This is a genomic window from Marinimicrobium hydrolyticum, from assembly GCF_030848505.1.
Lineage (GTDB): Bacteria > Pseudomonadota > Gammaproteobacteria > Pseudomonadales > Cellvibrionaceae > JAVDDU01.
This window is the reverse complement of the sequence record NZ_JAVDDU010000014.1, coordinates 28,457-49,770: the sequence shown is the minus strand read 5'-3', so window position 1 is coordinate 49,770 and position 21,314 is coordinate 28,457. Positions and strand designations below refer to the sequence as shown.

The window sequence follows — 21,314 nt, the reverse complement described above, 5'->3', positions numbered from 1 at the left end:
ACCGCCCGCTCATTGTTACATTCACGCTCGTGACCAGGACAAAAAAGCGACGTGTCGACGCTTTTATTTTCGGTCTGCCGGGTGATTAACTCCGTCGTAAGTCGGAACGTTTTTTATCGTTAGCGGGTTAATGCCTTCCAGGCAGGCGACGTTGAAACCATACAGCGTTGGATCGGATCGGCGTTGATGGTGCGTATACACGCCGCAGTGTTTACAAAAGTAATGCTTAGCCGTTTTGGTGTTGAATTGATACAGCGTCAGCGCGTCCTCGCCCTTGAGAATACGAATTCCCGATAGGGGCACCGAAGCGGCGATGGCGCCGCGGCGACGACACAGGGAACAATCACACCGCCTAACGTCAATCAGACCATCGGGTAGATCCAGCTCCAATTCAACGGCGCCACAGTGACAACTTGCTTTGTGTTTTGCCTTGACCGGGACGCCATCAACCTCTTTAAGGTTTATCTTCATGTCGGCTTTAAAGTGACTTGCCGATGGAAGACACAAAGCTTCGTTCGCCTGAGAAGGAAACGGCCAGCCGGTTCACTTTTCCCATGACATTGCTTTCATCGACCAGGCCCCAGTACCGAGAGTCCGCACTGTTGTTCCTGTGATCACCCATGACAAAATATTTTCCCTCTGGAATGGCGATGTTTACCGATGCGCCGGACACCGGGCGAGCTTTGCTGTACTGAATGGCATAGGAGACGTCTCCATGGGTTTCACTAAAAACGAGCCGATCCGAAGCTCTGTCGTTTTCCGCGTAAGCAAAGCTTTGGCCATTAACAAAGACGCGCCCATCCTCGATCACAAGCGAATCACCGGGAACACCAATCACTCGTTTCACGAACAGTGTGGAGGTGTGCGGAGGGACAAACGTAATAACGTCACCGCGCTCGGGGGCACCCCAATTCATGAGCTTGATGTTCAAAAAAGGCAGGGTTGGGCCATAAGCCGTTTTATTGACGAGCAGCACATCACCCGAATAGATGGTCGGCTCCATGGAATCACTGGGGACGGGGGACCAGTCCGCGTAGCCGGTTCTGGCGCAGAGATAAAACACCAGGAAAAGAATAAGGCCCTTGTTGTTTTGCAGGGCGCTTTTGAATCGTGTCATCTCAGAAATCCCTTATAGTTTCTGTGCCTTCACCTCCTACGCATTGTGCCACAAAACGCTCACCCGGCACCAATGTGAGCCTGGTGGTCAATAGGAAGCTCCGGCAGGCCCTTAACAGCCCGCCGGAGCTTGGTTACGATCGCTCTCAATTGTCTGAGAATTGCTCATCCACGTTCTGACGCCACTCGTCCTTGTCGTACTGGACGCCATTGAGGATAGTACTCCACTTGCGTACCAGCCCAGCGACCGCGACAGCTTCTTTGATTTCTTCGTCTGTCGCACCATGAGATCTAGCCGCCTGTGTGTGGTAGTAAACACAATAATCGCAAGGCACTTGGGCAGAGACAGCCAGCGCCATTAGTTCTTTCGACTTCGCATCCAATGCCGCGTTGGGGTCAAGAAATACGGCTTGATAGGATTCCCAGGCAGAGTTCACGCCGCGCTCCGGATAGGTTTCCTGAATAAACTCAGGCGCTTGAGCGTAAGCGGGGCTTAATCCTAGTGTCAGAATCATAACCAGTGCAGCAATGCTGGTGTTCAATATCGTTTTCATCATGCGTTCCTCCCATCTGATGAATGACGTCAGAGCGGTGCCATCGATAACTGGTCCACTCATAGCGCCAGAATGGGAGTTGCAAGTCCTAGTCACTAGAGCCAAACTGCTCGAAATCGGTTCATTTCGATCAAAGGAGGGCGATCCATGTCTTCCGCTTCACCGGTCAAGCGCGTCAGCTTGCTCGCCCTGCCGGAGGAATCTGCGGGGACGCCCATTAGCGGGCTTTTTGAAACCCTGGTGCTGGTGAATGCGGCGGCGCAACGAGCGGACGCCCGGTCGGCCCCCTTGTTCGAGGTTGAAATCGTCGGCCCAAAACGCGGCGTTTTCCCTAACATCTTCGGCTTGCCACTTAAGGTCCATCGAGCCGTAGAGGAAGTACAGGACACCGACGTCGTAATTGCTGCGTCCATGTTGATTGACGAACACGAATGGGTTCCCGGACGTTACCCGGAGACGGTTAACTGGCTCCGACGTATGCATGCCCAAGGCGCTGACCTGTGCTCAGCCTGTACTGGCGCTTTGCTTCTTGCCGAAACGGGATTGCTGGACGGCAAGGACTCCACCACCCACTGGGCGTTTGCACCGACGTTTCGCCGAAATTTTCCCAATGTTCGACTGCGCATTGACGAGCTGTTGGTCGTCGCGGGAGCGCGGGAGGAATTCGTCATGTCCGGTGCGGCTAGCTCGTGGCAGGATTTGGTGCTCTATTTGATCGCCCGCCACGCCAGCCCGAGAGCCGCGCAAACCGTTGGGAAGTTTCTCCTGTACCGATGGGACGACCAAAGTCAGTCGCCGTTTATCGTTTTTTCACCACCGACGGATCATGGAGACGGCGCCATCCGAGAGATTCAGAAAAGGTTGTATGAAGATCCGCGCCGGCATGTAAGCGTGAAAAAAATGGCCCAGCGCTGCGATCTATCGCGGGCGTGTTTTAACCGACGCTTTAAGCGTGCCACCGGTTACTCGCCCCTGCAGTATTTACTCAACCTGCGAGTGGAGGAAGCCAAGCGAATGTTGGAAAGCACCGATGACCCGGTGGATGAAATCAGTTGGAAGGTTGGCTACGAAGAGTCCGCCGCCTTTCGACGCCTCTTCAAGCGGTACACGCAGCTAAGTCCGGGCGAGTATCGGCGTAAGTTTCACTTTCCCACCGGCATTCACGAGCACTTTCGTTAAAGCACTTCTCCGTTAACCACGGACCAATGATACGGCATCAGTTCACGAAGCGATTTAAACGTTAATTGATTCTCCGGAGTACTTATCGCTACTTGCACACCACCGCCCCAGTGCACCAAGCGCTCCTGACAAATGCCGCAAGGGCTCAAAATCAAGTACTCGCCTGCTTCGTGCTCTCGGCACAGGCACAGCGAATGAGTGACCGCTTCGTTTAACTTGTGCGCCTCAAGGTAAGCACCAACTTCCATGCACAACGACAAAGCATCATTTTTTGTCTCCGGCGCCACGCTGGTCAGAATCTTTCCGGTTTCGGTACGAATAGCGGCCGCCCCGCCAAAGCCAGTCGGGTAGCGGCGCTCAATCAACGCTACGGCGGCGTCATACAGTTCCTGATCAGCGCTCATGGTAATAGGTCATCGGTTAGTTAATTTTGATCAACTCATGGCGCAGTTGTTCGGGAACTTCTTCCAACGTAGCGATAGTTAGCTCATCTTGGCGAGCCTCTGAAACCGTTCCCTCCAAACTTACATCAACGCGCGGGGGCAGCTTATACATGGCTCCGGTTGCGGGATCCACAATCAGCATGCCGATAACACCGCCCAACATAATATTCCCGAAGTACCAACCATCAATGGTGCTGGATAAGGTGAACGTCTTATCGGCGTACCCTTCCTTGGTAAACACAACGGTATAGGACTCTGGTTTGAAATAGCCAGCCGAGGCATTCAGGGTGATTGACGACGGCGTCACGCCACTATGAACTTTCTGCCCCTGTCTATTGGTAATGACGAACCGTGCTTCGTCTGGGGTGCTTGCAATGGCAACGGAATACTCAGATTTGCTGACTATGCTGGAGCACCCGGACAGAGCGATCAAAAGCAGGCAGAGGGTAACTGTATTTTTCATTGTCGGCAGATCCTTTCATCAACAGATATTTTTGAACCGTTCGCACCGGTTCGATTTCTTCAAGCAAAACTAGGTTTCGTTACCACCGTAGACCGACTCATAGTGCTCCACCACAGGAAATGGATCATAAAAGTGGTGCAGCAGGGAACGCCACTGCTGGTATTGCTCGGACTGGCGGAACCCCTGGGTATGGTCCTCCAATGTCTGCCAGCGAACGAGAAGTATGTAACGGCTGGATTTCTCAATGCAACGCTGAAGTTCATGAGATAGGTATCCGGGCATAGACGATATGATGGACTGAGCGACCCCAAATGCCTGCTCAAAGTCTTCACTTTGGTGCGGCTTCACATCAAGTATCGCAACTTCTAATACCACGTAATCCTCCAAGTTAGGGTGGGGTTTCCGGGTGGTACGCAAAAAACTTATGGTTCCGCAGGAAGACCTTCGGCGATTTCATCTTCCGAGTGCTCTAACTCTCTAGGCTCCAACTCATTGCACTCGGTGCTTGCACTTCCACTAAGATTTTTGTGTGTTCTTGCTAGAATCTTAGTTTGAACCGAAATGATGGCCGCCATGCGGATTGCCTTATCCATTATGATCTCCTTTTCAAATTCGCAAACTGAGTAGCCCGTTATTATTTATGGAAGCGCAAAAGGCGTTGTGGATACCCCGTGAAAGCCAAGGATACCAATGTGGCCAGCATGACTTTCGCTCAATCTGGACCAGGTTAGAGACCGTCGGCTCCATGCCCCGCCTTCAAGGCTCCGAGTATAACCAGGAGGCATCCCAAGATAAAGCTTGTCCACCCGACAAGAACTCAGCTAAGGCTTGTCCTGGTCGTGACTAAGTAGGATGCGAGAGACATCAACATGAAGCTGTAGCCGACGACCTCAAGCGGATGCAGAACCCGATTGTGCGCCCGATAGAAACTTCCATCATCGCGATTAATCCAGCGTCTGAACTTATTCCACCTTTTCATGATCCCGCTGCAATACCGTAGCACACTCACTTTAACCATACGTTTTACCAGAAAACTCAATCAAACAGAAACCATGACCGAAGGGATCTGAGAATGTAATGCACTTGGAATCTCGCCACTCAACGCATTCACTTTCCCGTGTTGCGCCCGCGCTTATCGCTCGCTCTGAAGCTTCGTGAACGTCTTCAACGACAAAGTCAATGTGTACCGGCGTCCAGTGCCGTGTGTATCGACGCCTCTCATCTGTTGATTTCGAGGCGGCTGAACCGGTCGGACTTGTCAGAAGATAGATCACGGAGTCGGCGCCCGTAAGCTCTGCTACGTCGTCATCTAAAATACGGCTGAGCCTCAAATCCACAGCAGTGGTATAGAACTCAATTGCTGCGGCAAGATCCGGCACGTCTATGTTCACCACTATTCGCATAGGTCCCCCGGTCTGAGTCTGATTGCCACTCCTTGACGTTTCTATTCAGCGTTCCATTCAAACACCGAGACTCTTGATGATCCAGTGGTATGAATAGGGTCCTTGAACGCGATGGCCTTTGCTGCTTCAAGATCGCCCGCTTGAATCACATATGCACCGCCGCTTTTATCAGTGAATGGCCCCGACAACTCCAATACGCCGTCTCGTTTAAGTTCGGCCAAGTACTGTTTGTGCGGTTCGATGACCGAAGCTTGAAACTGCGGAGTGCGCATGGCGAGTATCAAATACCGCATAGGCGTTTCCTATCTGTAAGCAGTTAGTGGTTGTTGATGGGTACGGATTCAGTACCCATCGCAAATTAGATGATATCTTTAATGCGCGAAATTTTGTCGCCTGTGAATTCGAACTCCGACTTTCCAGTTAGCTCAATCGTCTCCCCCGCCTTGAGGCCATTTGGAAGATCACTTGCGAGTACGGCCCGGTAAGCGATATGCGCTACAAGCTTTTCCTCAACGTTCTCGAAGCTCGTAATCGTCTGTTTTCTGGCACTGAACAGCTGTGCTGATTGTTCTGCCAACTCCTTGAACTGGCTTCTTCCCTCTGTTCGAGCATCCACTTCTCCGGCGGTTTCATTCTCGAACAGAACAGACTCTGACAGGCAAGACAACATTCCCTCAATGTCAAAGTTGTTGTAGCGCTCAATGTATGTTTCCACCAGCTCCTGACGCTTTTTGCCTTCCATAATTCCTCCCTTATATTGATGGTTTCACGCTATACATCGTTCCACTGGTCCATTGTAACGTGCCCTGGCTGCGCGCTTACTCGCTCCAGCCAGGCAACGACGGCGGGATATCGGCTCAGATCGAAGCCCCCTTCGTGGGCTTCATGGGTGTAGGCATAGAGGGCGATGTCCGCGATTGAGTAGCGGTCCGCCACGAAGAACCGACGGGTTTGTAAGTGTTCATTCATTACAGCCAAAGCTTGATTCCCTGCCTCTTGCTTTTGGGCCAACAGCTGTCGGTTAAAGGGTGTGTCGTCAAGCCCTTTAATAGTTAGCCAAAATCGCGGCGTTGCAATATTTGGCTCATGACTGTATTGCTCGAAGAACAACCACTGCATGACTTGCGCTTGCTCAAACGGCTGCGTCGGCCAATAGTCGGTGCCTTGTGCCAGAAAATAGAGAATGGCATTCGACTCTGGGAGGGATGAGCCGTTATCCAGTTCTAACACGGGAATACGGCCATTTAAGTTTTTCTGCAGAAACTCAGTCGTCCTGGACTCACCTCGCAGAATATCAATCGGAACATACTGGTACGGCTGAGACAGGTGTGACAGAAGCAGCCGCACCTTGTAGCCGTTGCCTGATCTTGGATCGTCGTATAGTTTCATAGTCCTTTCCACTTGCGATCACATCACTCTGTTATTAAGTGATAATCCTCTGTGAAGTTGAATTTCTCTTCATAGTCCACTTCAAACAAATGACCATCCGGATCACGAAAGTAACCGGCGACTCCGTATGGAGTGACTGTAGCGGGCTTGACCAACTCGCCGCCCGCCTCCACGGCTTTCTTTAGAATTCGCTTTACATCATCTTCAGTCTTGGCCAAGTAAATCAAAGCGATACCGGGGAATCCGGACCGCTCCGAGGAAGCGTAGTTAGCGTCCTTGGCAAAATCGTCTTTTGATATCAGCGCTATTGCAAAGCCGCCTAGGTCGTACTTAACAAAACCGGCATGGCTATCTGAAGCTCTACTCCAACCTAGAGAATCATAGAAGTCCGCTGATTTTTGAACATCGGCGACTCCCAGCAAGATGATGTGCAGGCGTTGAGCCAAGGGTATAGATTTGTATTCTTGCATGGCGCTACTACTATTCACTTGAACGGACTCCTCTGCATAAGCTGTACTGAATAAAAATAGGGCGGACAGTATGGTGTATTTCAAAACATCGCTCCTTGGGGCTTGCTTTTCGCTTGGAAGCACCTTAAAACTGTTCATCCAAACAGTATTTCTGGGTATTCTACTTGCAATACAAGCTCCGCGCTACCTCTATGTCTTGGGTACTGTTCGAACAGCTGGTTATTTGATGTTCTCCATGGGCGAGCATGTGAAATAGATTATGAGTGGGTTTATTCCAATGCTTTGGCAACAAAAAACGGACGGATGTCCTTTTTCGTGGAACCATGGCGTTCGCACGAAATGATATCGAAACCGGCGGTACGGATTGAGTCTTCAAGCAAAGCGGCAGAAAAGACGGTTACGCTGGGCGCCTTGCCAACAAACCGCATAACTGGAATAGCGAGGCGAATGAGCGGATTCATGTCACCCACGCAAGGTGTCTTCGAGATAAAGAGGCCGCCCGGCGCGAGCAGAGTACGAATGTGACCTAGGACGGTAGACAGATCTCCCGCAAGGTGGAGGTAGTTTAATCCGATGATGACATCGTACCGGACAGTGTCGTTAACCAAGGTATTGGCCGTTGCCTGACGAAAACTCAGTTGGCCAGCTTCTCCGTCCTGACGTGCACTGGCGAGCTTTTCTTCCGCAATAGCAATCATGCCGCCGGAAATATCCGTAGCCAGGTAGCTATCTGCCGCATCGGCAAGGCGCAGTGCTGCCGTGCCTGTACCGCAGCCTAGCTCTAGTACCCGCGAGCCGGCGGGTATGAGATCGCGTGTGCGCGCCAGAGTGCGCTCGAAACCCGCCTCATCGGCAATGGCCGAGGCGGCATACTTCCGCGCACTCTTGTCCCAGAAGAGAACATCCTTCTCACTGGCCTGTTGTTGTTGCTCGAATTTCATATCTGGGACCGCCATAACATAGGGAAGTCAAAGGGGAAACTCGCTAGAATTGGTACCCCAATACAATGCTTGGGCCGACGCGTAATCCTTCATTGTATTCGTATGACAGTGGGCTGCTTCCAATATGGAAACCTGGTTTCCCAACGCCCCGAAAGAAGTAGATATAGGACACGTCTAGCCTGTACTCGGTTTTTACATTTCGCTCCGGGCTGCCACTATCGTGTATCAAACTAAAAGCATTGGCATGCACGCCAAGCGCATGATTGTCACCAAGTCTTGGTAGGATGCCTCCCCGAATCCAGCCTATCCCACCGCCGCATTTCGCATCCCACCCGTGTACGCTGGAATAGTATATCGTCGCGCAGCCGAATGAGACAGTTTTCAGATCTCTCTCGCCGCGTAGGCCAACGTTAAGCCCAATGCCTGAATGCCAAGGACTTATCCCCATGCCAACCGTCACGTCCGCACTTGCACCATTTTGCATGGGCATTAGTAATATAAACAATGCAACTGCTTTTAAAATTACCTGCATAGCGTGTTTTCTCATACGTAAAAACAAGTCGGAAATTTGGCGTAATACTATTACACACGCCGGAGTGCCTCACTGCTAGAAAGTGAGCGTAAAACCCGTGAAAATTCGGTCGTTATTTTGATAGGGCGCCAGCATCGAATCCTCGGAGCTGGCTCGGTAATTCACGGCACCGATAAACAGAACAATTTCGTCCCGGAACGCGTAATCCAGCCGAAAGCGTACCATTGATGCAGGATTTTTGGTCCACCCCATATAGGTTAAGTTGGCCACCAGATCTTCGTTTAGCATCTGGTATTCCAAACTTGCAACACCTTTGAGCTGCGTCTTTTCCTCTCCCAGGGGAGCTTCCGTTGAGCCGATGCGTGAGCCGAGAAGCTCAAGATCAAGAGTCAGGTTGCTCATACCGGAATAGCGCCCGCCCACCATATGCTGGTGTTCACTGCCTTCTACTGAAAGGGCGCTGGCGCCCTGTGTTTCCACGGCGTGACTATGATCAACGAGATAGAGATCACCATCGCTGTAGGCGTATTCACTTTTTAGCAGCCAATCACCAAGAACGCGATTGGCACTGGCACCAAGGAGAGTGATCTCCGAGTAACCTAAAACCAGATCGTTGGAACCTGCCTCCAACGGTCTAGCCTCCCGACTGTGAATTTGTGACGCGAATACGGCCAAGTCCCCCCAGGGCCGCGACCAGAACAATCGGCCCACGAGATCCGGATCGGTGAAACTGACATCGGGCCGGTGCTCTTGGATATGCAGGGGCAGAGCACGAAGTTCAATGTAGGGATCAAAGTCACCGTAGGGTTCATCGTATTGATTGGGCCGAAACTCATGCACGGCGGTCAGGTCAAGGCCCCATCTTGATTGGTAGTAACTTAGCCGTGTCGAAGCAACAGGGAGAAGTGTTTCACGCAGCTCCGCTAACCCGAAGGCTCTTTCGTCAATTGGGTTGATTCGATCAGCGATCTGAAAGTAGTTGGACTCGCCAAGCGAAACGAGCTGCCGACCGACCTTTAGATTTAGCGAAGGGGTCGCCCCCCATTCAATATAGGATTGATGCAATTCGATGTAGGATGGGTCCACCAGTTCTGCATCATAGCTGCCAAGACCAGCCAACTGGAAAGTAATATCATCACCGAGCCTGTACCGGCTTTCCAGCAACAAGTCATATCGAATGGACGCAGGGCCAGTGTCTTCGCGACGAAAAGGAAGCTGATCGCTCTGCTCGGTGAGAGCATAGTGGAGTCGATGCGTGAGCGCGCCAGAAAACTCAATGTTTCTTTCTGCTTCCTGCCCTGTTCGACTGGGCTCGGCATCAGTCATTTCGAAGAAGTCTTCAGAGACTGCCGTACAGCTCCAAGTCAACAGCATTAGAACGGGGGCCCACTTATGTAGAGTCATTCCGCCGCTCGCTCCAAGCCGTTAGTTGTGAATGTGTTATCGGGAATGTTCAGGTTTATTTGCACATCACCTCGTGTAATGACCGTGGAATGCACTCTTCTGTTGTTTCGGGTCATGATCATCTGCTCCCGACTTGAAAGCCAAACACCATCGATCTGCTCGAACTCGAATTGACTGTAGTATTTAATCCAGCCCTCATTTTTCAACCAGTACTGCGCTTTGGTGACTACATCCTTGTCAGTGTCGACCCAGTAGTGAATTTTGGTGTAACCGTACTTATCGACAATACCTCGGTTTTTAGGTGTCGCGATGACGACAATTTCCTTACCTTCGCTGTGCTCTTGGTCCACTTCATAGTCAAAGTCCTCCACTTCGAGTCCCTCCAGGTCACCATAGGTAAAGTCGCTACCCAGAAAGTAATCTGCCCGGTTGCCGGTTGTCAGACGAGTCACCCTGCCGAGGTCCGGCAGGTAGAGCCAGGACTCATTGCTTCTACTCGGATCGTCCCAATCGTAGGTCAGAATGCCGGTGCCTCGTAGGCGCGAAGGTGCCCGAACATAGGTGAGCGTTCGTTCATCCTCCCCAAACATTTTGCCTAGCATTCGCAGGCTTCGCTCTCGTTCTCGGCCATTTTCATCGGTCAATAGTAGATAGGCGTCCATCAACCAACTATCACCCCGGTACCGGTTATCCACATCAGTCATGATACGTCGGCCCTCATCCTCTTCAGCAGAGAGGTTGGGGGAAAGCACCAAAAGTAGAAAGGTGATGAACGCAGTGCGGGTTGTATTCTTTAGAGTCAACATAATCGTCCTCACTGTCCAAGGTTACTGACTTGGCGGTCTGTTTTTTCGGGTAGCATGTTGTCGGGTCGCACGTTGTCAGGTTGGGTGGCCGGCGCGTTCAGTCGGGTAGCAAATATCGACATGATCGCGGGGATCACAACCAGATCAAACACAAAAGCCAGCAGAATCGTAAAGGCCAAAAGAATGCCGAAGCTTTGCAACGCCGACATCATGGAAAGGGAAAATAAGGAAAAGCCGCCAGCCAGGACTACACTGGTAATCAGAAGCAAAGGCGCGATGACTCTAATCGTTTCTCGCACCGCAGTTTCAAGCGTCTCCCCGGCACGGCGAATTTTGTATTGAATGCCGTTGATTAAGTGAACCGTGTCGTCAACCACCAGGCCCAGCGCGATACCACCGAGCAAAACCGTGATCAGGTTAATGTCCATGCCCGTGTAACCCATGGCGGCCAATGCCAGGTAGATCACGATAAAGTTTGGAATGATCGCCAGCACACCGAGCTTGATCGATTTCCAGAGAATAATCAGCATCAAACTGATACTGATGGCGGCAAACAGATAGCTGTCTGTCATGCTCGCAATCAGGTCGATGGTGCCGGTAGCCACCAGATCCACGGTACCCGTGACAGTGACCTCACCCAACCCTGAGAACACGTCCATCGCTTTGTCTTCCAGCGTTTGCCGCAGAGGCACCATCTCTCGCCCGTCGGCGTAAGCCAGGCGAAGTGTAATTCTGGCCTTGGAGAAGTCGCGATCAACAAGGCGTGTTATTTCCCGGGGGCCGCCGCTTTCGTATAGAAGCATCTCCTGATGTATCAGGTTTTGACTGTCGGGAATCGCCTGATCCGGAGGGACCTTGGCGAGCTGAGAATGAATGCGCTCCAATACATCGACAATGGAGGTCGCCCGCCCCACCTTCACCGTTCCAGGATCAAGCGACTCAGCGTAGTCCTGAAATTCGCGCAACGCGGTCATAAATTCAGGCGTTAGGATGCCATCTACCTGGCCCGTGTCCACAATGACTTCGAGCGGAACTGTGGCCTGGATTTTCTCGTCAATCGCCAAAGTATCGACCCGTATGGGCGTGTCTTCTGGGAACCAGTTAAGTACGTCATAGGAAAAGTCCACTTTCATCACGCCAGGAATGGCGGCGATAACCAGCGCCACCACAACCGCCATGACTTTTAATGGATGTCGTACCCCTATGGCCGATAACCCCATCATCCTGGCCGTCAACCTAGGCCAAAGCGTGTGGGTGGCCTTGTCGGATGCGGACACCCTGCCGGGTATGATTCGGATAAACGCGGGCAATAACACCAGGGTGTATACAAAGATCAGCATGATCCCGAAGGCAGCAAGCCAACCGAAATCGGCGATGGGTTTCATGCGCGCCACCGTAAAAGCTAGAAATCCCGCCGCCGTCGTCAAACTGGTGAACAGCACCGCCATGCCGCTGTGCGTCACAGCATTGATGATGGCGCTGCGCGTCTGGGTGCTTTTGCGTCTTTCGACGTAATACAAACCGAATAGATGCACTGCATCCAGAACGCCGGCCATTAGCAACAAGGCTGGCAATGCCTGGGTGACAGGGGTGAATGGAATTCCCGCCCAACCCATAAGCCCCAGTGTGCTGGCGAGCGCCAAGGTAATCACAGCGACGGGAATAACCACTGCCGTGATGCGCCTGAACAGCACGTAAAGTGCAAGTATGATGGTGAGCAGAGCGGCGGACATGAGAGCGGCTACATCATGGTGAATGGCATCATGGTGTAGCTTATCCAGCAGTGGGCCGCCCGCCGCACGAACTTCCATACCCTGAGCCTCGTGGTCTGCGACGATTTCCTGAATAGCGCTGGCAAACGCGTTTAATTGTTCGCTGGTCAGTCGTGGCTGGTCAGAATCAGCATTTTGCGTATCGTCAGCGGTTTGGGCTTCGGCACTGAAGAAGTCCTGTTGCTCGGCCTGAGCAGGCTCATCAGGTGCTTGCGCCATGGCGCGCACGACCAGCAACACCATTGACCCGTCGCTGGAGATCAGGGTGTCCCGGTACAGAGAACTGGTGACGATTTCATTCCAACGCGCAAGCTCCAGATCACCTTGTTCCGGCCACACGTCGCCCAGGTCTCCAACGAGTAGCCCGTCGCCTTCCTGAGATGCCATCCAATCCGCATTCACCAGGCTGGTCACATCATCGAGCCACGGGACACGATCCTCCAGATCGCGATGCAACTGTCGCAGCTGACTCATAAAGGCCGCGCTGCGAGGCTCGTCGGTGGATACGGCAACCACAACCACGTCATTGCGGCCAAACTCACGCTGAAAGGATTGGTACGCTTGAAGCGTCGGATCGCCACGCTGGAATAGGGATTCGTTACTGGAGTCCATCTCCAGCCTTAGCAAACCCGCACCCAACGCCAAGCTCAACCCCAGTACGAGGAGCAGACTCACTATCGGGTGGTCGAAGGTCCAACCTGCGATTTTTGGCATCCAGTTCTTCAGTTTCATAAGCGCCGTCTTTTCTTTGAGAGCTGCGCTTAGGCTACGTGCTGGAGCTGTCGCCGTATTGATATTTGGTCTAGGAAATTTGATAATTCACGAAACCAGGGAACAAAAACATCAGGCGAACCGTAGAGTAATTATGGATAAAGTCTCGGACCAAGGCGTGCACCCCCTCAAAGAAACCTACTCCAAGTTTGCGTTACAGATTATTAGCGCGTATCACAAATGGCAGGATCGGGACGCCAACGAGCTTGGCACCACAAGGGCGCCTAGAGAATCCGCTCTGTTGGAGAAAGAGGCCCATGAAATATGGGCGCTGGCGCTCGAGGTAAGCGATGATGAGCACCTTGGACTGCATGCGGGGGCAGCTCTAGTCCAACATATCAATGGGCATTTTTTGACGACTTTGGCGGCAAACAGCAAAACCGTTGGTGAAGCGTTAGAAAATTTCTGCCAGTACCATGAACTGTGCTCCGACGCGCTTCACCCGAAACTGGAACGACGAACCAGCACTGTGGCCATTTCCGTGACCGGCTTTGCCAGCGTTGCGGATGACACTGTGATGCGGCACATGTGTGAATGCATGTTTTCCGCGCTGGTGACCATTCTCAGTGTGTTGTGTAAACAGCCGATACGCCCCGCTGCCGTGCGCTTTACCTGGCCCTCGCCTGGCATTACCGCATTGCACGAATCAGTTTTAAAAGCTCCGGTCCATTTTGAGTCGAAAGCCACGGAGCTGGAATTTTCCAATGCCACCCTGAATACAGCCATTCCCTATGCCGATGAAATTCTCCTATCGACGCTGCTTCAATACGCGGATAGTCAGTTAGACGCGCTTAACGCAACCGACTCCTGGTCAAAGAAAGTGAGATCGGTTGCGTGTCATCCTGGCATGTCGATGGATTTGGACATCAGCACAGTGGCTCGCAACCTTGGTGTCAGCCCGAGGACACTTCAGCAACGGCTTAAATCAGAGGGCGTCAGCTTTCAGGACATCATGCGGGAAGTAAAGCTCGAAATGGCCAAGGATTATTTGGCCAACGGATCCATGCCCTTGTCCGAAATTGCGCTGCTTTTGGGGTATTCTGAGCAAAGTGCCTTTAATCATGCCTTTAAAGGATGGACGGGCCTAACCCCAAAGCAATTCAGAAAATCCTGCTTCGAATAGACATTTCCGAATCTACGTGCGGAGAAGGCTAAGCCGCAAAAAAAGGAGCCGAGATTAAACCCCCGGTTCGAGTTTGATAAATTCGGACATAGCATGACCAGCCTTTCCTTCAACCTCTGCAAGGCCAGCTTTAACCCCCGCTTTGTTTCGTGCCGGTTGGTTCTGACTCGCCTTTAACTTGCCTTTTAGGGCTGTGATTTCGATCTCCACGCCAACTATCGCGTTTAACAATCGATCAGTGAACTCCGCTGGAGCGTCATCGACCGACCAGGGCTCGCTCATGGCAGACTCATGCTGGTCAGTTAATGCGTGAAGTTGACGTAACAACCATGCGGAGTCTTCAATTGTTTTAGCAATTCCCTCCGCATGAATTGCCAAATAATTCCAGGTTGGCACTACCCGGTCGGTTTCCTTCTTAGTTGGATACCATGAAGGCGACACATAGGCATCAGGCCCCTGAAAGACGACGAGAACCTTAGTTCCCTCCCCCAAACGTTGCCATACAGGATTGCTTCGAGCCACATGGCACTGCAAACGGCCTAGTGTACCGCTCTCTTCAGTATTAAGATGGAAAGGCACATGGTTTGCCTCAATTCCATTTGCATCGGCGACAACTAACAGGCCGAAGCTGTAGTCGCGGATGTACTGATGGAGCGTTTGCGTGTCATCTTCTTTAAAGTGTTTTGGAATGTACATGAATTGTTATTCCTCAGTGTTCTCGTGGTCCAGCACCAGCGACAAAGAGCCTTGATCATGATGCATCTTCACTGATGCCGGTACTTTTACCGTCCAAACTTACCAGGTTCTTCTTTTCCCAATACTCTTTTACGCCTTCTCGACCACGATTATCGGCCCAGTTATTGAGGGTTTCACGCTCGCCTTTGTATTCATAAAACGGTACGGCGAACCCGCAGGACGTTTGTACGAGATCAATGCTTAGCTCAAATATTTGCCTAGCACCGGTGTAACTGGGAAATTTTTCGACGAGTTCATTCCAGGCCGCATGCCGTGGGTAGACAACTTTCGCCTGGCCGTAGGCTCTAAGTATCAGCGGTTGCTTATCAAAGGAACAAAACATCACGGTCATTCGCGAATTTTCCAGCACATGCGCCGCTGTTTCGTTGCCACTGCCGGTCATGTTGAGCCAAATGAGCCGGTTGGGACTTAATACTCGCAAGCTATCCATGCCCTTGGGAGAAACGTTCACGCGCCCTTCCGCACCAGCCGTCCCAACAAAGTACAAATGCTGTGCATTGATAAACTCCGTATGCTTCGGGAGCAGTTCTTCGAATTTTTCTGACACCGCTATCTCCTTCACATTGCCTCGCGAATTGAGGCTAAATCAGTGTTACCCCAGAACGTCCAATAGCGTATTGACGGCTGCCATTGCACCAGAATCTTTACAGCCCCCGACCAAAATACAAGGCAGACCCGCGGCCGTTGCACCACCTAGGTCCCGGCGAACGGAATCGCCGATCATCATCGTTTTCGCAGGCGTAGCGCCGAGATCTCGAAGGACTTGCAAGAATGGCTTTGGTGACGGCTTGACAATACCATGATCTGACGAGAACGACATGGCCCGAAAGTGCTTAAGCACACCCGCACGCTCGAATTCTTCTATCCAGCGTTGCCTTGGGGCCCAGATGTCGGCGACCAAGCCTAGCTGGTACGTCGAGGCAAGCTCCCGAAGTGCTTCCCAGTATTCTGGTGGAATGATACCGCATTCATGATGAGAAAACGTGGCAATGAGCCGCTGCCGATCCGATGTCGATACACGATGCCCCTGCAGCACAACATCGAGAGCCGCATCCAAGGACGGAAAGCACTCCCGGTACTTAGGGTCAGGGAAACGTGGCTCCAGATAGCTAAACACCTTCTGAATAATCCGTTGAACGTCGTCCTCTGGCAGGGTGCCGCCGATCTCCTTGAAGTAGGCTCCGTAGTTTTCGTTCTCTCCAAAGCGATCGTGACCGAACATGAATGTAGCGTTCATATCCAGGAGGACTGTGTCTCGTCCTTGTAGCATCATCTAATTTCCTCGACTAAGGCCCACTCGCGAGCCCCTGTTTGCAGGGTCTACCTTTATAGGTTGTTTGGATTTAGAAGAGACGTGAGCACGTGATCTTCCCACTTGCCATTAATTTTTAGATACTTCCGAGCAAGCCCTTCCTCTGCAAAGCCAAGTTTCTTCAGCAGGTTTCCGGATCTCTCGTTGCGCGGCATATAGTTCGCGATGATTCGATTCAGCCCGAGCTCCATGAAGGCATGATTTATTGCGACCTGGCACACCTGGGTCATCATTCCCGTACCTTCGTGATTTTTCGATACACCATAGCCCATGAAGCAAGCCATCAAAGGCCCATAAATAATGTTGGTAAGGGCGCAGTGCGCAACCACTTCGTGGTCCTTGAGCCCGATAAAGTGTGCGGCAGTGCCCTCGCGATGTTGACGCTCATACTCGGCCAACCTCTGCTGAAGCGTTGCCTCGCTGTAGTATCCGCGTTCGCGAATGGGTTCCCACGGCTGAAAGTGGCGCTTGTTCGCTTCAAAATAGTCAGCCACGCTTGCGGCATCCGCTTGTGTAGCTAGACGAATATTCATAAATTCCTATTCCTCGCACCGACCATGGTCAACCCCAACACCACTTCGAATATACTAGAGTCCAGCCTGAACCATCTGCTTAATTTTCTTGGCCTTCTCAAAATGATCCAACTTGTGGGTTTTAATCCACCAGGTGGCGGCTTCCATAAGCAACACTGGATTGTCATTTTTGTTGGCGAAGAACGCGTAGAATGAAACCCCAACGGTTTCGCCCTTGGCCAGTATCTTTTTCGTGCACACGTCGACTATTCTATTTCTTAGTTCTTGTTGCACTCTAACTCCTTGCTCATGACGAGCATGTCTTCAGCCACAGAGAATCCGCTTCGAGCATAAAACTGTTGCGCGGGAGAACCTTGCGCAGTAACCAATACCAAATGACGCACCCCGAGATTCCGCAATGCTTTTTCCATCTCCCTGATCAGCGTAGTACCAATACCACTACGGTGACGATTGGGGTGAACGCAAAATTCCTGCACAAAAAATTGGCTTCCGCCCGGCCAGGCTTCCTCCTGGCCCAGAGCGAAGCCCACAGCAAGGCCACCCACCAGCGCCACGACACCGTAGGCTCCGGCGGAATGGAATAATCCAGACAGACGTTTATGCGCCAGCTCGACTGTCCAGTCCTCACTCCAAGGCGGCTGGGAGAATGTCTGCGCAAATAAATCAGCGCAGCCCCTTATATGTTCTTCGCTCAGAGGCGAGAACTCCGGTTGTATATTCACCAATGTGTTTCTCTGCTGGTTTTTTTGAAATATCGGTTATCTAGCAAACTAAAACGGCGGGTGTGTGGATGTCAGCCTGCCACCAATAACCACAAAGCCCCTAGACAAGCCATTGTGCCGATTAACGGCAGTATACTCATTTTTAACCTGAAGACGCAGACAAACGCCACTGCTGATAGTACAAGCATGGGTAGGTCGGCGCTGGCTATTCGAGGTAGTTGCATGTTTGTGCCGTATAACGCAATGGTGATCTGCTCTGTAAACAGCGCACTAATACCGAACCAGATCGCCAGGTTGGCGATCACACCCACCACCACCGCCGTAATCGCGGCCAGGGCAGAAGATATGGCGCGATTATTACGCAGTTTCTCGACGTATGGAGCTCCTGCAAAGATCCATAAAAAGCATGGTAGAAAGGTAACCCAGGTGGTCAGCAAGGCGCCGATGGTCGCCGCCAAAAGTGAAGGCTCGGCCGTCGCTTCGCGATAAGCCGCTAAAAAACCCACAAATTGCGTGACTAGAATCAAAGGCCCCGGTGTTGTTTCTGCCAATCCTAACCCTTCAAGCATTTCGCCGGGTTGAAGCCACTGAAAGTTTTCAACCCCTTGCTGGGCGACATAGGAAAGAACGGCATAGGCTCCTCCAAAGGTTACTGTCGCCATCTTGGAGAAAAACACGGCGATTTGTGAGAACACATTGTCGTAGCCCAGAAATACTAGGAGCCCACCTACAGTAAGTAACCAAAGTACCAGGCAAACCAGCGCTGCACTTCTGGTGCCTGGGCGAACTACGGTTTCTACACTGCCTTCATTTTCTTTTGCGTTGCCGACTGTTCCGGTACTTCTTGCCACGGCGTAGCCAACGAGGCCAGCCGTCAAAACAACAATGGGGAACGGCACACTAAAAACAAACAATGCCAGAAAACCGGCTACGGCTAAGGCGGGCTTCAACTTGCCTTTCAAAGCACGACGAGCAATGCGCATCAACGCTTGTGCAACAACGGCCAGTACGGCGGCCTTAAGACCAAAGAAAATCCCTTCGACCACAGTCAAGTTGCCGACCAGTACATACACCCAAGACAGCAATAGAATCGCCAGGGCTCCGGGGAGAATAAATAACAACCCCGCAACAATGCCGCCTCGAACTCCGTGCATCAACCAACCAATATAGGTGGCAAGCTGCTGAGCCTCGGGACCAGGGAGAAGCATGCAGTAATTCAATGCATGAAGGTAACGGGATTCATCCAGCCACTTCTTCTCCTCGACAATAATACGGTGCATCAGAGAGATTTGTCCTGCCGGACCACCAAAACTGAGCAGGCCAATCTTTAGCCAAACCGCTACAGCCTCCCTGAATGAAACTTGACTCATTTATTATGTCCTTTAATGCTTCTAACTAAACTCACTTGGCTGCCCGGGAGGAATTCGAATTAACGCACCTTGCGAGAAAACGGTAGCTGGGGTTACGACTTGGTACTAGCCACTAACCCGCTTGAATCGCCGTCAGTGCGATGGTGTAGACGATATCATCCACGGTAGCACCGCGTGACAAGTCGTTAACCGGTTTGCGCAAGCCTTGCAGCATGGGGCCAATGCTCACTACGCTGGCGCTGCGCTGGACCGCCTTGTACGTTGTATTGCCAGTGTTTAGATCGGGGAATATAAATACCGTCGCCTTACCCGCTACCGGACTGTTCGGGGCTTTGCTCGCGGCCACGGAGGGGACGCTGGCGGCGTCGTATTGAAGCGGGCCATCAATCAAATAATCCGGCCGCATTTTACGCGCTAACTCGGTGGCTTCGCGCACTTTTTCCACGTCAGTGCCGGAACCGGATTGCCCGGTTGAATAGCTGATCATGGCTACACGCGGTTCAATTCCGAAAGCTAAGGCTGAATCAGCTGACTGAACAGCGATGTCGGCCAGCTGCCGAGCATCCGGGACCGGATTCACCGCACAATCGCCGTACACCACCGCTTGGTCCGGCAACAACATGAAAAACACCGAAGAGGCCAGCGCCGCGTCCGGTTTGGTTTTGATCAGCTGCAAGGCCGGCCTTATGGTATTTGCGGTGGTGTGCACAGCACCGGATACCAGCCCGTCCACGTGGTCCTGAGCGAGCATCATGGTGGCCAGCACAACGGTATCTTCCAGCAATGCTTCGGCCATCTGGCTGGTTAAGCCTTTGTGTTCCCGAAGCGCGACCATGGGCCCGATATAATCATTGCGCACGCCGTCCGGATCGATAATTTCTAAATCTTCCGGCAGGGTTACGTTCTGACTCGCCGCCACTTGCCGCACTTCGTCCGGTTTGCCCAGAAGCACACAACGGGCAATGCCTTTTTGGTGACACAAGGCGGCCGCCTGGACGGTGCGCGGCTCTTCGCCTTCCGGCAGAATGATACGTTTGTTGGCTGCCCTCGCCCGCTGCACAAGAAGGTGGCGAAACGCCGGCGGCGACAAACGTTTTTCAATATCCACCCGCGCCCGCTCCACCAGCCAACCGGCATCAAGGTCCGTCGCCACGGCGTTCATGACATGTTCAATTCTCTCCACGTCATCAACCGGAACCTCGGTATCCATGTTGTTGAGCTTTTGCGCCGCGCTAAAGGTGTTGCGTTGTACCAACATCAACGGCAGCCCGGTTTTAAACGCCGCCTGGCACAAGGTCATCATTTCTGGTGACGGCTTAATACCGCCGGTCAACACCAAGCCGGCTAAGGGCACGCCGTTTAATGCCGCCATGCAAGTCACCAGCAGAATGTCTTCCCGGTCTCCGGGTGTGACCAACAGAGTCCCGGCGGTCAGGGTGTGCAGCATATTCTTAACCGTGCGCGCACAGACAGTAATGCTCTGCACACGACGCTCTTGAATTTGGCCTTCCTGGAGTATGTCCGCACGTAAATAGCGGCAGACGTCGATGGTTCGCGGTGCGACCAACGAAGGGTCCCAGCGAATGGCGCCCAGGCAACGGAAACTGTCAGAAAATATTGGCAGGGCACACGCCGCCTGCTGCAATCGCTCCAAGTCGATATCGATGGACGTTGGCTCCTCGCCCGCCATCACTTGTTGGCTTTCCGGATCCGGAGCGCCGACCTTGTTCAGAATGCATCCTAACAAACGTTCATTCGCGGGACCACCGAATAGGCTGGCTGTCATTCTGATGCGCTCGTTCAGTTGCGCGCTGCTCTCGGCGTTCTGAGCGGCGACTAAGATCACGTCCGCATCCAGCGCCTTCGCCATGTTGACATTGAGTTTGCCTATGTAATTTTCATCCGCGAGGGGCAACAACCCTTCCACGATCACCACTTCGGCATCTTTGGCGGATTGATGGTAAAGCTGAATCACCTCTTCCATCAGTGCATCGGTCTTGCCCAGAGAAAGTTGCCTCTGTGCGTAGCCCAGATCAATCGGCTTGGCGGGCTGCAGACCGAGAGTGGCGTTAATAAAATGTGTTGATCGCTCCGGCCCCTGATCTCCGCCCCGGCGCTGACTAATGGGTTTGCAAAACGCCGTTTTTACGCCAAGTTGTTCCAAGGCTCGCACCAGACCCAGGCATACCGATGTCAGGCCGGTGGATGTACCTGTCGCGGTTATGAAGAAACTGTGTTGCACGTGTTGCCCTCCT

The 21,314-nt window shown here is 52.3% G+C and carries 26 protein-coding genes; 2 read left to right on the top strand and 24 right to left on the bottom strand.

Annotation, left to right across the window (positions count from 1 at the left end; all coding sequences use genetic code 11):
- Positions 1–63: 63 nt before the first annotated feature.
- The 3 genes from RBH33_RS17075 to RBH33_RS17065 form a co-directional block, all read right to left on the bottom strand.
- Positions 64–471 carry a GFA family protein gene (locus RBH33_RS17075; RefSeq protein ID WP_306733432.1) on the bottom strand — a complete coding sequence of 136 codons (408 nt, stop codon included), beginning with the start codon at positions 469–471 and terminating at the stop codon, positions 64–66.
- A gap of 7 nt (positions 472–478) precedes the next feature.
- Positions 479–1,117, bottom strand: a complete 639-nt coding sequence (gene lepB / locus RBH33_RS17070) for a signal peptidase I (protein WP_306733431.1) — start codon at positions 1,115–1,117, stop codon at positions 479–481.
- Between the two features lie 145 nt (positions 1,118–1,262).
- Positions 1,263–1,673: a carboxymuconolactone decarboxylase family protein gene (locus tag RBH33_RS17065; RefSeq protein WP_306733430.1), complete on the bottom strand. Its 411-nt coding sequence runs from the start codon at positions 1,671–1,673 to the stop codon at positions 1,263–1,265.
- A 144-nt stretch (positions 1,674–1,817) separates the two neighbouring features.
- Between RBH33_RS17065 and RBH33_RS17060 the strand changes: the two genes are divergently transcribed.
- Positions 1,818–2,849 (top strand): GlxA family transcriptional regulator, encoded by a 1,032-nt coding sequence (locus RBH33_RS17060; protein ID WP_306733429.1) that lies wholly within the window; start codon positions 1,818–1,820, stop codon positions 2,847–2,849.
- On the opposite strand, the gene RBH33_RS17055 is transcribed toward RBH33_RS17060, so the two are convergent.
- The 13 genes from RBH33_RS17055 to RBH33_RS16995 all read right to left on the bottom strand — a co-directional run bounded on the left by RBH33_RS17055 (position 2,846) and on the right by RBH33_RS16995 (position 13,204).
- Positions 2,846–3,253, bottom strand: a complete 408-nt coding sequence (locus RBH33_RS17055) for a cytidine deaminase (RefSeq protein ID WP_306733428.1) — start codon at positions 3,251–3,253, stop codon at positions 2,846–2,848. The two genes, RBH33_RS17060 and RBH33_RS17055, sit on opposite strands and share 4 nt — an antisense overlap.
- A gap of 16 nt (positions 3,254–3,269) precedes the next feature.
- Complete coding sequence (locus RBH33_RS17050) at positions 3,270–3,755, bottom strand: hypothetical protein (protein WP_306733427.1); 486 nt, start codon at positions 3,753–3,755, stop codon at positions 3,270–3,272.
- Between the two features lie 69 nt (positions 3,756–3,824).
- The gene (locus tag RBH33_RS17045) at positions 3,825–4,130 is read right to left on the bottom strand and encodes an antibiotic biosynthesis monooxygenase family protein (protein ID WP_306733426.1); all 306 of its coding nucleotides are present in this window, start codon (positions 4,128–4,130) and stop codon (positions 3,825–3,827) included.
- Positions 4,131–4,177: 47 nt separating this feature from the next.
- The gene (locus tag RBH33_RS17040) at positions 4,178–4,348 is read right to left on the bottom strand and encodes a hypothetical protein (RefSeq protein ID WP_306733425.1); all 171 of its coding nucleotides are present in this window, start codon (positions 4,346–4,348) and stop codon (positions 4,178–4,180) included.
- Positions 4,349–4,765: 417 nt separating this feature from the next.
- Positions 4,766–5,158 carry a VOC family protein gene (locus RBH33_RS17035; protein ID WP_306733424.1) on the bottom strand — a complete coding sequence of 131 codons (393 nt, stop codon included), beginning with the start codon at positions 5,156–5,158 and terminating at the stop codon, positions 4,766–4,768.
- A gap of 41 nt (positions 5,159–5,199) precedes the next feature.
- Positions 5,200–5,451 carry a YciI family protein gene (locus RBH33_RS17030; RefSeq protein ID WP_306733423.1) on the bottom strand — a complete coding sequence of 84 codons (252 nt, stop codon included), beginning with the start codon at positions 5,449–5,451 and terminating at the stop codon, positions 5,200–5,202.
- Positions 5,452–5,516: 65 nt separating this feature from the next.
- Positions 5,517–5,900, bottom strand: a complete 384-nt coding sequence (locus RBH33_RS17025) for a nuclear transport factor 2 family protein (protein ID WP_306733422.1) — start codon at positions 5,898–5,900, stop codon at positions 5,517–5,519.
- 29 nt (positions 5,901–5,929) lie between these two features.
- Positions 5,930–6,547: a glutathione S-transferase family protein gene (locus RBH33_RS17020; RefSeq protein WP_306733421.1), complete on the bottom strand. Its 618-nt coding sequence runs from the start codon at positions 6,545–6,547 to the stop codon at positions 5,930–5,932.
- Between the two features lie 23 nt (positions 6,548–6,570).
- Positions 6,571–7,035, bottom strand: a complete 465-nt coding sequence (locus RBH33_RS17015) for a VOC family protein (protein WP_306733420.1) — start codon at positions 7,033–7,035, stop codon at positions 6,571–6,573.
- A gap of 251 nt (positions 7,036–7,286) precedes the next feature.
- On the bottom strand, positions 7,287–7,958 hold the full coding sequence (locus RBH33_RS17010) for a class I SAM-dependent methyltransferase (protein WP_306733419.1): 672 nt from the start codon (positions 7,956–7,958) through the stop codon (positions 7,287–7,289).
- A 607-nt stretch (positions 7,959–8,565) separates the two neighbouring features.
- Positions 8,566–9,894 (bottom strand): DUF1302 family protein, encoded by a 1,329-nt coding sequence (locus RBH33_RS17005; protein WP_306733418.1) that lies wholly within the window; start codon positions 9,892–9,894, stop codon positions 8,566–8,568.
- Entirely contained in the window at positions 9,891–10,700 is an 810-nt protein-coding gene (locus RBH33_RS17000) for an outer membrane lipoprotein-sorting protein (protein WP_306733417.1), read from the bottom strand. The genes RBH33_RS17005 and RBH33_RS17000 overlap by 4 nt, the downstream gene beginning before the upstream one ends.
- Positions 10,701–10,708: 8 nt before the next feature.
- Positions 10,709–13,204 carry an efflux RND transporter permease subunit gene (locus RBH33_RS16995; RefSeq protein ID WP_306733416.1) on the bottom strand — a complete coding sequence of 832 codons (2,496 nt, stop codon included), beginning with the start codon at positions 13,202–13,204 and terminating at the stop codon, positions 10,709–10,711.
- 133 nt (positions 13,205–13,337) lie between these two features.
- Here RBH33_RS16995 and RBH33_RS16990 point away from each other — a divergent pair, with 133 nt between their 5' ends.
- A complete protein-coding gene (locus RBH33_RS16990) occupies positions 13,338–14,366 on the top strand; it encodes an AraC family transcriptional regulator (protein WP_306733415.1) in 1,029 nt (342 codons plus the stop codon).
- 54 nt (positions 14,367–14,420) lie between these two features.
- Here RBH33_RS16990 and RBH33_RS16985 read toward each other — a convergent pair whose 3' ends face one another.
- The 8 genes from RBH33_RS16985 to pta all read right to left on the bottom strand — a co-directional run bounded on the left by RBH33_RS16985 (position 14,421) and on the right by pta (position 21,301).
- On the bottom strand, positions 14,421–15,062 hold the full coding sequence (locus tag RBH33_RS16985; protein WP_306733414.1) for an FMN-binding negative transcriptional regulator: 642 nt from the start codon (positions 15,060–15,062) through the stop codon (positions 14,421–14,423).
- A 55-nt stretch (positions 15,063–15,117) separates the two neighbouring features.
- Positions 15,118–15,669, bottom strand: a complete 552-nt coding sequence (locus RBH33_RS16980; RefSeq protein WP_306733413.1) for a pyridoxamine 5'-phosphate oxidase family protein — start codon at positions 15,667–15,669, stop codon at positions 15,118–15,120.
- Positions 15,670–15,714: 45 nt separating this feature from the next.
- Positions 15,715–16,395 (bottom strand): HAD family hydrolase, encoded by a 681-nt coding sequence (locus tag RBH33_RS16975; RefSeq protein ID WP_306733412.1) that lies wholly within the window; start codon positions 16,393–16,395, stop codon positions 15,715–15,717.
- A gap of 53 nt (positions 16,396–16,448) precedes the next feature.
- Positions 16,449–16,967, bottom strand: coding sequence for a GNAT family N-acetyltransferase (locus RBH33_RS16970; RefSeq protein WP_306733411.1), 519 nt, complete (start codon positions 16,965–16,967; stop codon positions 16,449–16,451).
- A gap of 54 nt (positions 16,968–17,021) precedes the next feature.
- Positions 17,022–17,240: a DUF6500 family protein gene (locus tag RBH33_RS16965; RefSeq protein WP_306733410.1), complete on the bottom strand. Its 219-nt coding sequence runs from the start codon at positions 17,238–17,240 to the stop codon at positions 17,022–17,024.
- Positions 17,225–17,689, bottom strand: coding sequence for a GNAT family N-acetyltransferase (locus tag RBH33_RS16960; RefSeq protein ID WP_306733439.1), 465 nt, complete (start codon positions 17,687–17,689; stop codon positions 17,225–17,227). The genes RBH33_RS16965 and RBH33_RS16960 overlap by 16 nt, the downstream gene beginning before the upstream one ends.
- Positions 17,690–17,760: 71 nt before the next feature.
- Positions 17,761–19,059: a chromate efflux transporter gene (chrA, locus tag RBH33_RS16955; RefSeq protein ID WP_306733409.1), complete on the bottom strand. Its 1,299-nt coding sequence runs from the start codon at positions 19,057–19,059 to the stop codon at positions 17,761–17,763.
- A gap of 112 nt (positions 19,060–19,171) precedes the next feature.
- On the bottom strand, positions 19,172–21,301 hold the full coding sequence (gene pta / locus RBH33_RS16950; protein ID WP_306733408.1) for a phosphate acetyltransferase: 2,130 nt from the start codon (positions 21,299–21,301) through the stop codon (positions 19,172–19,174).
- Between the last annotated feature and the right edge of the window lie 13 nt (positions 21,302–21,314).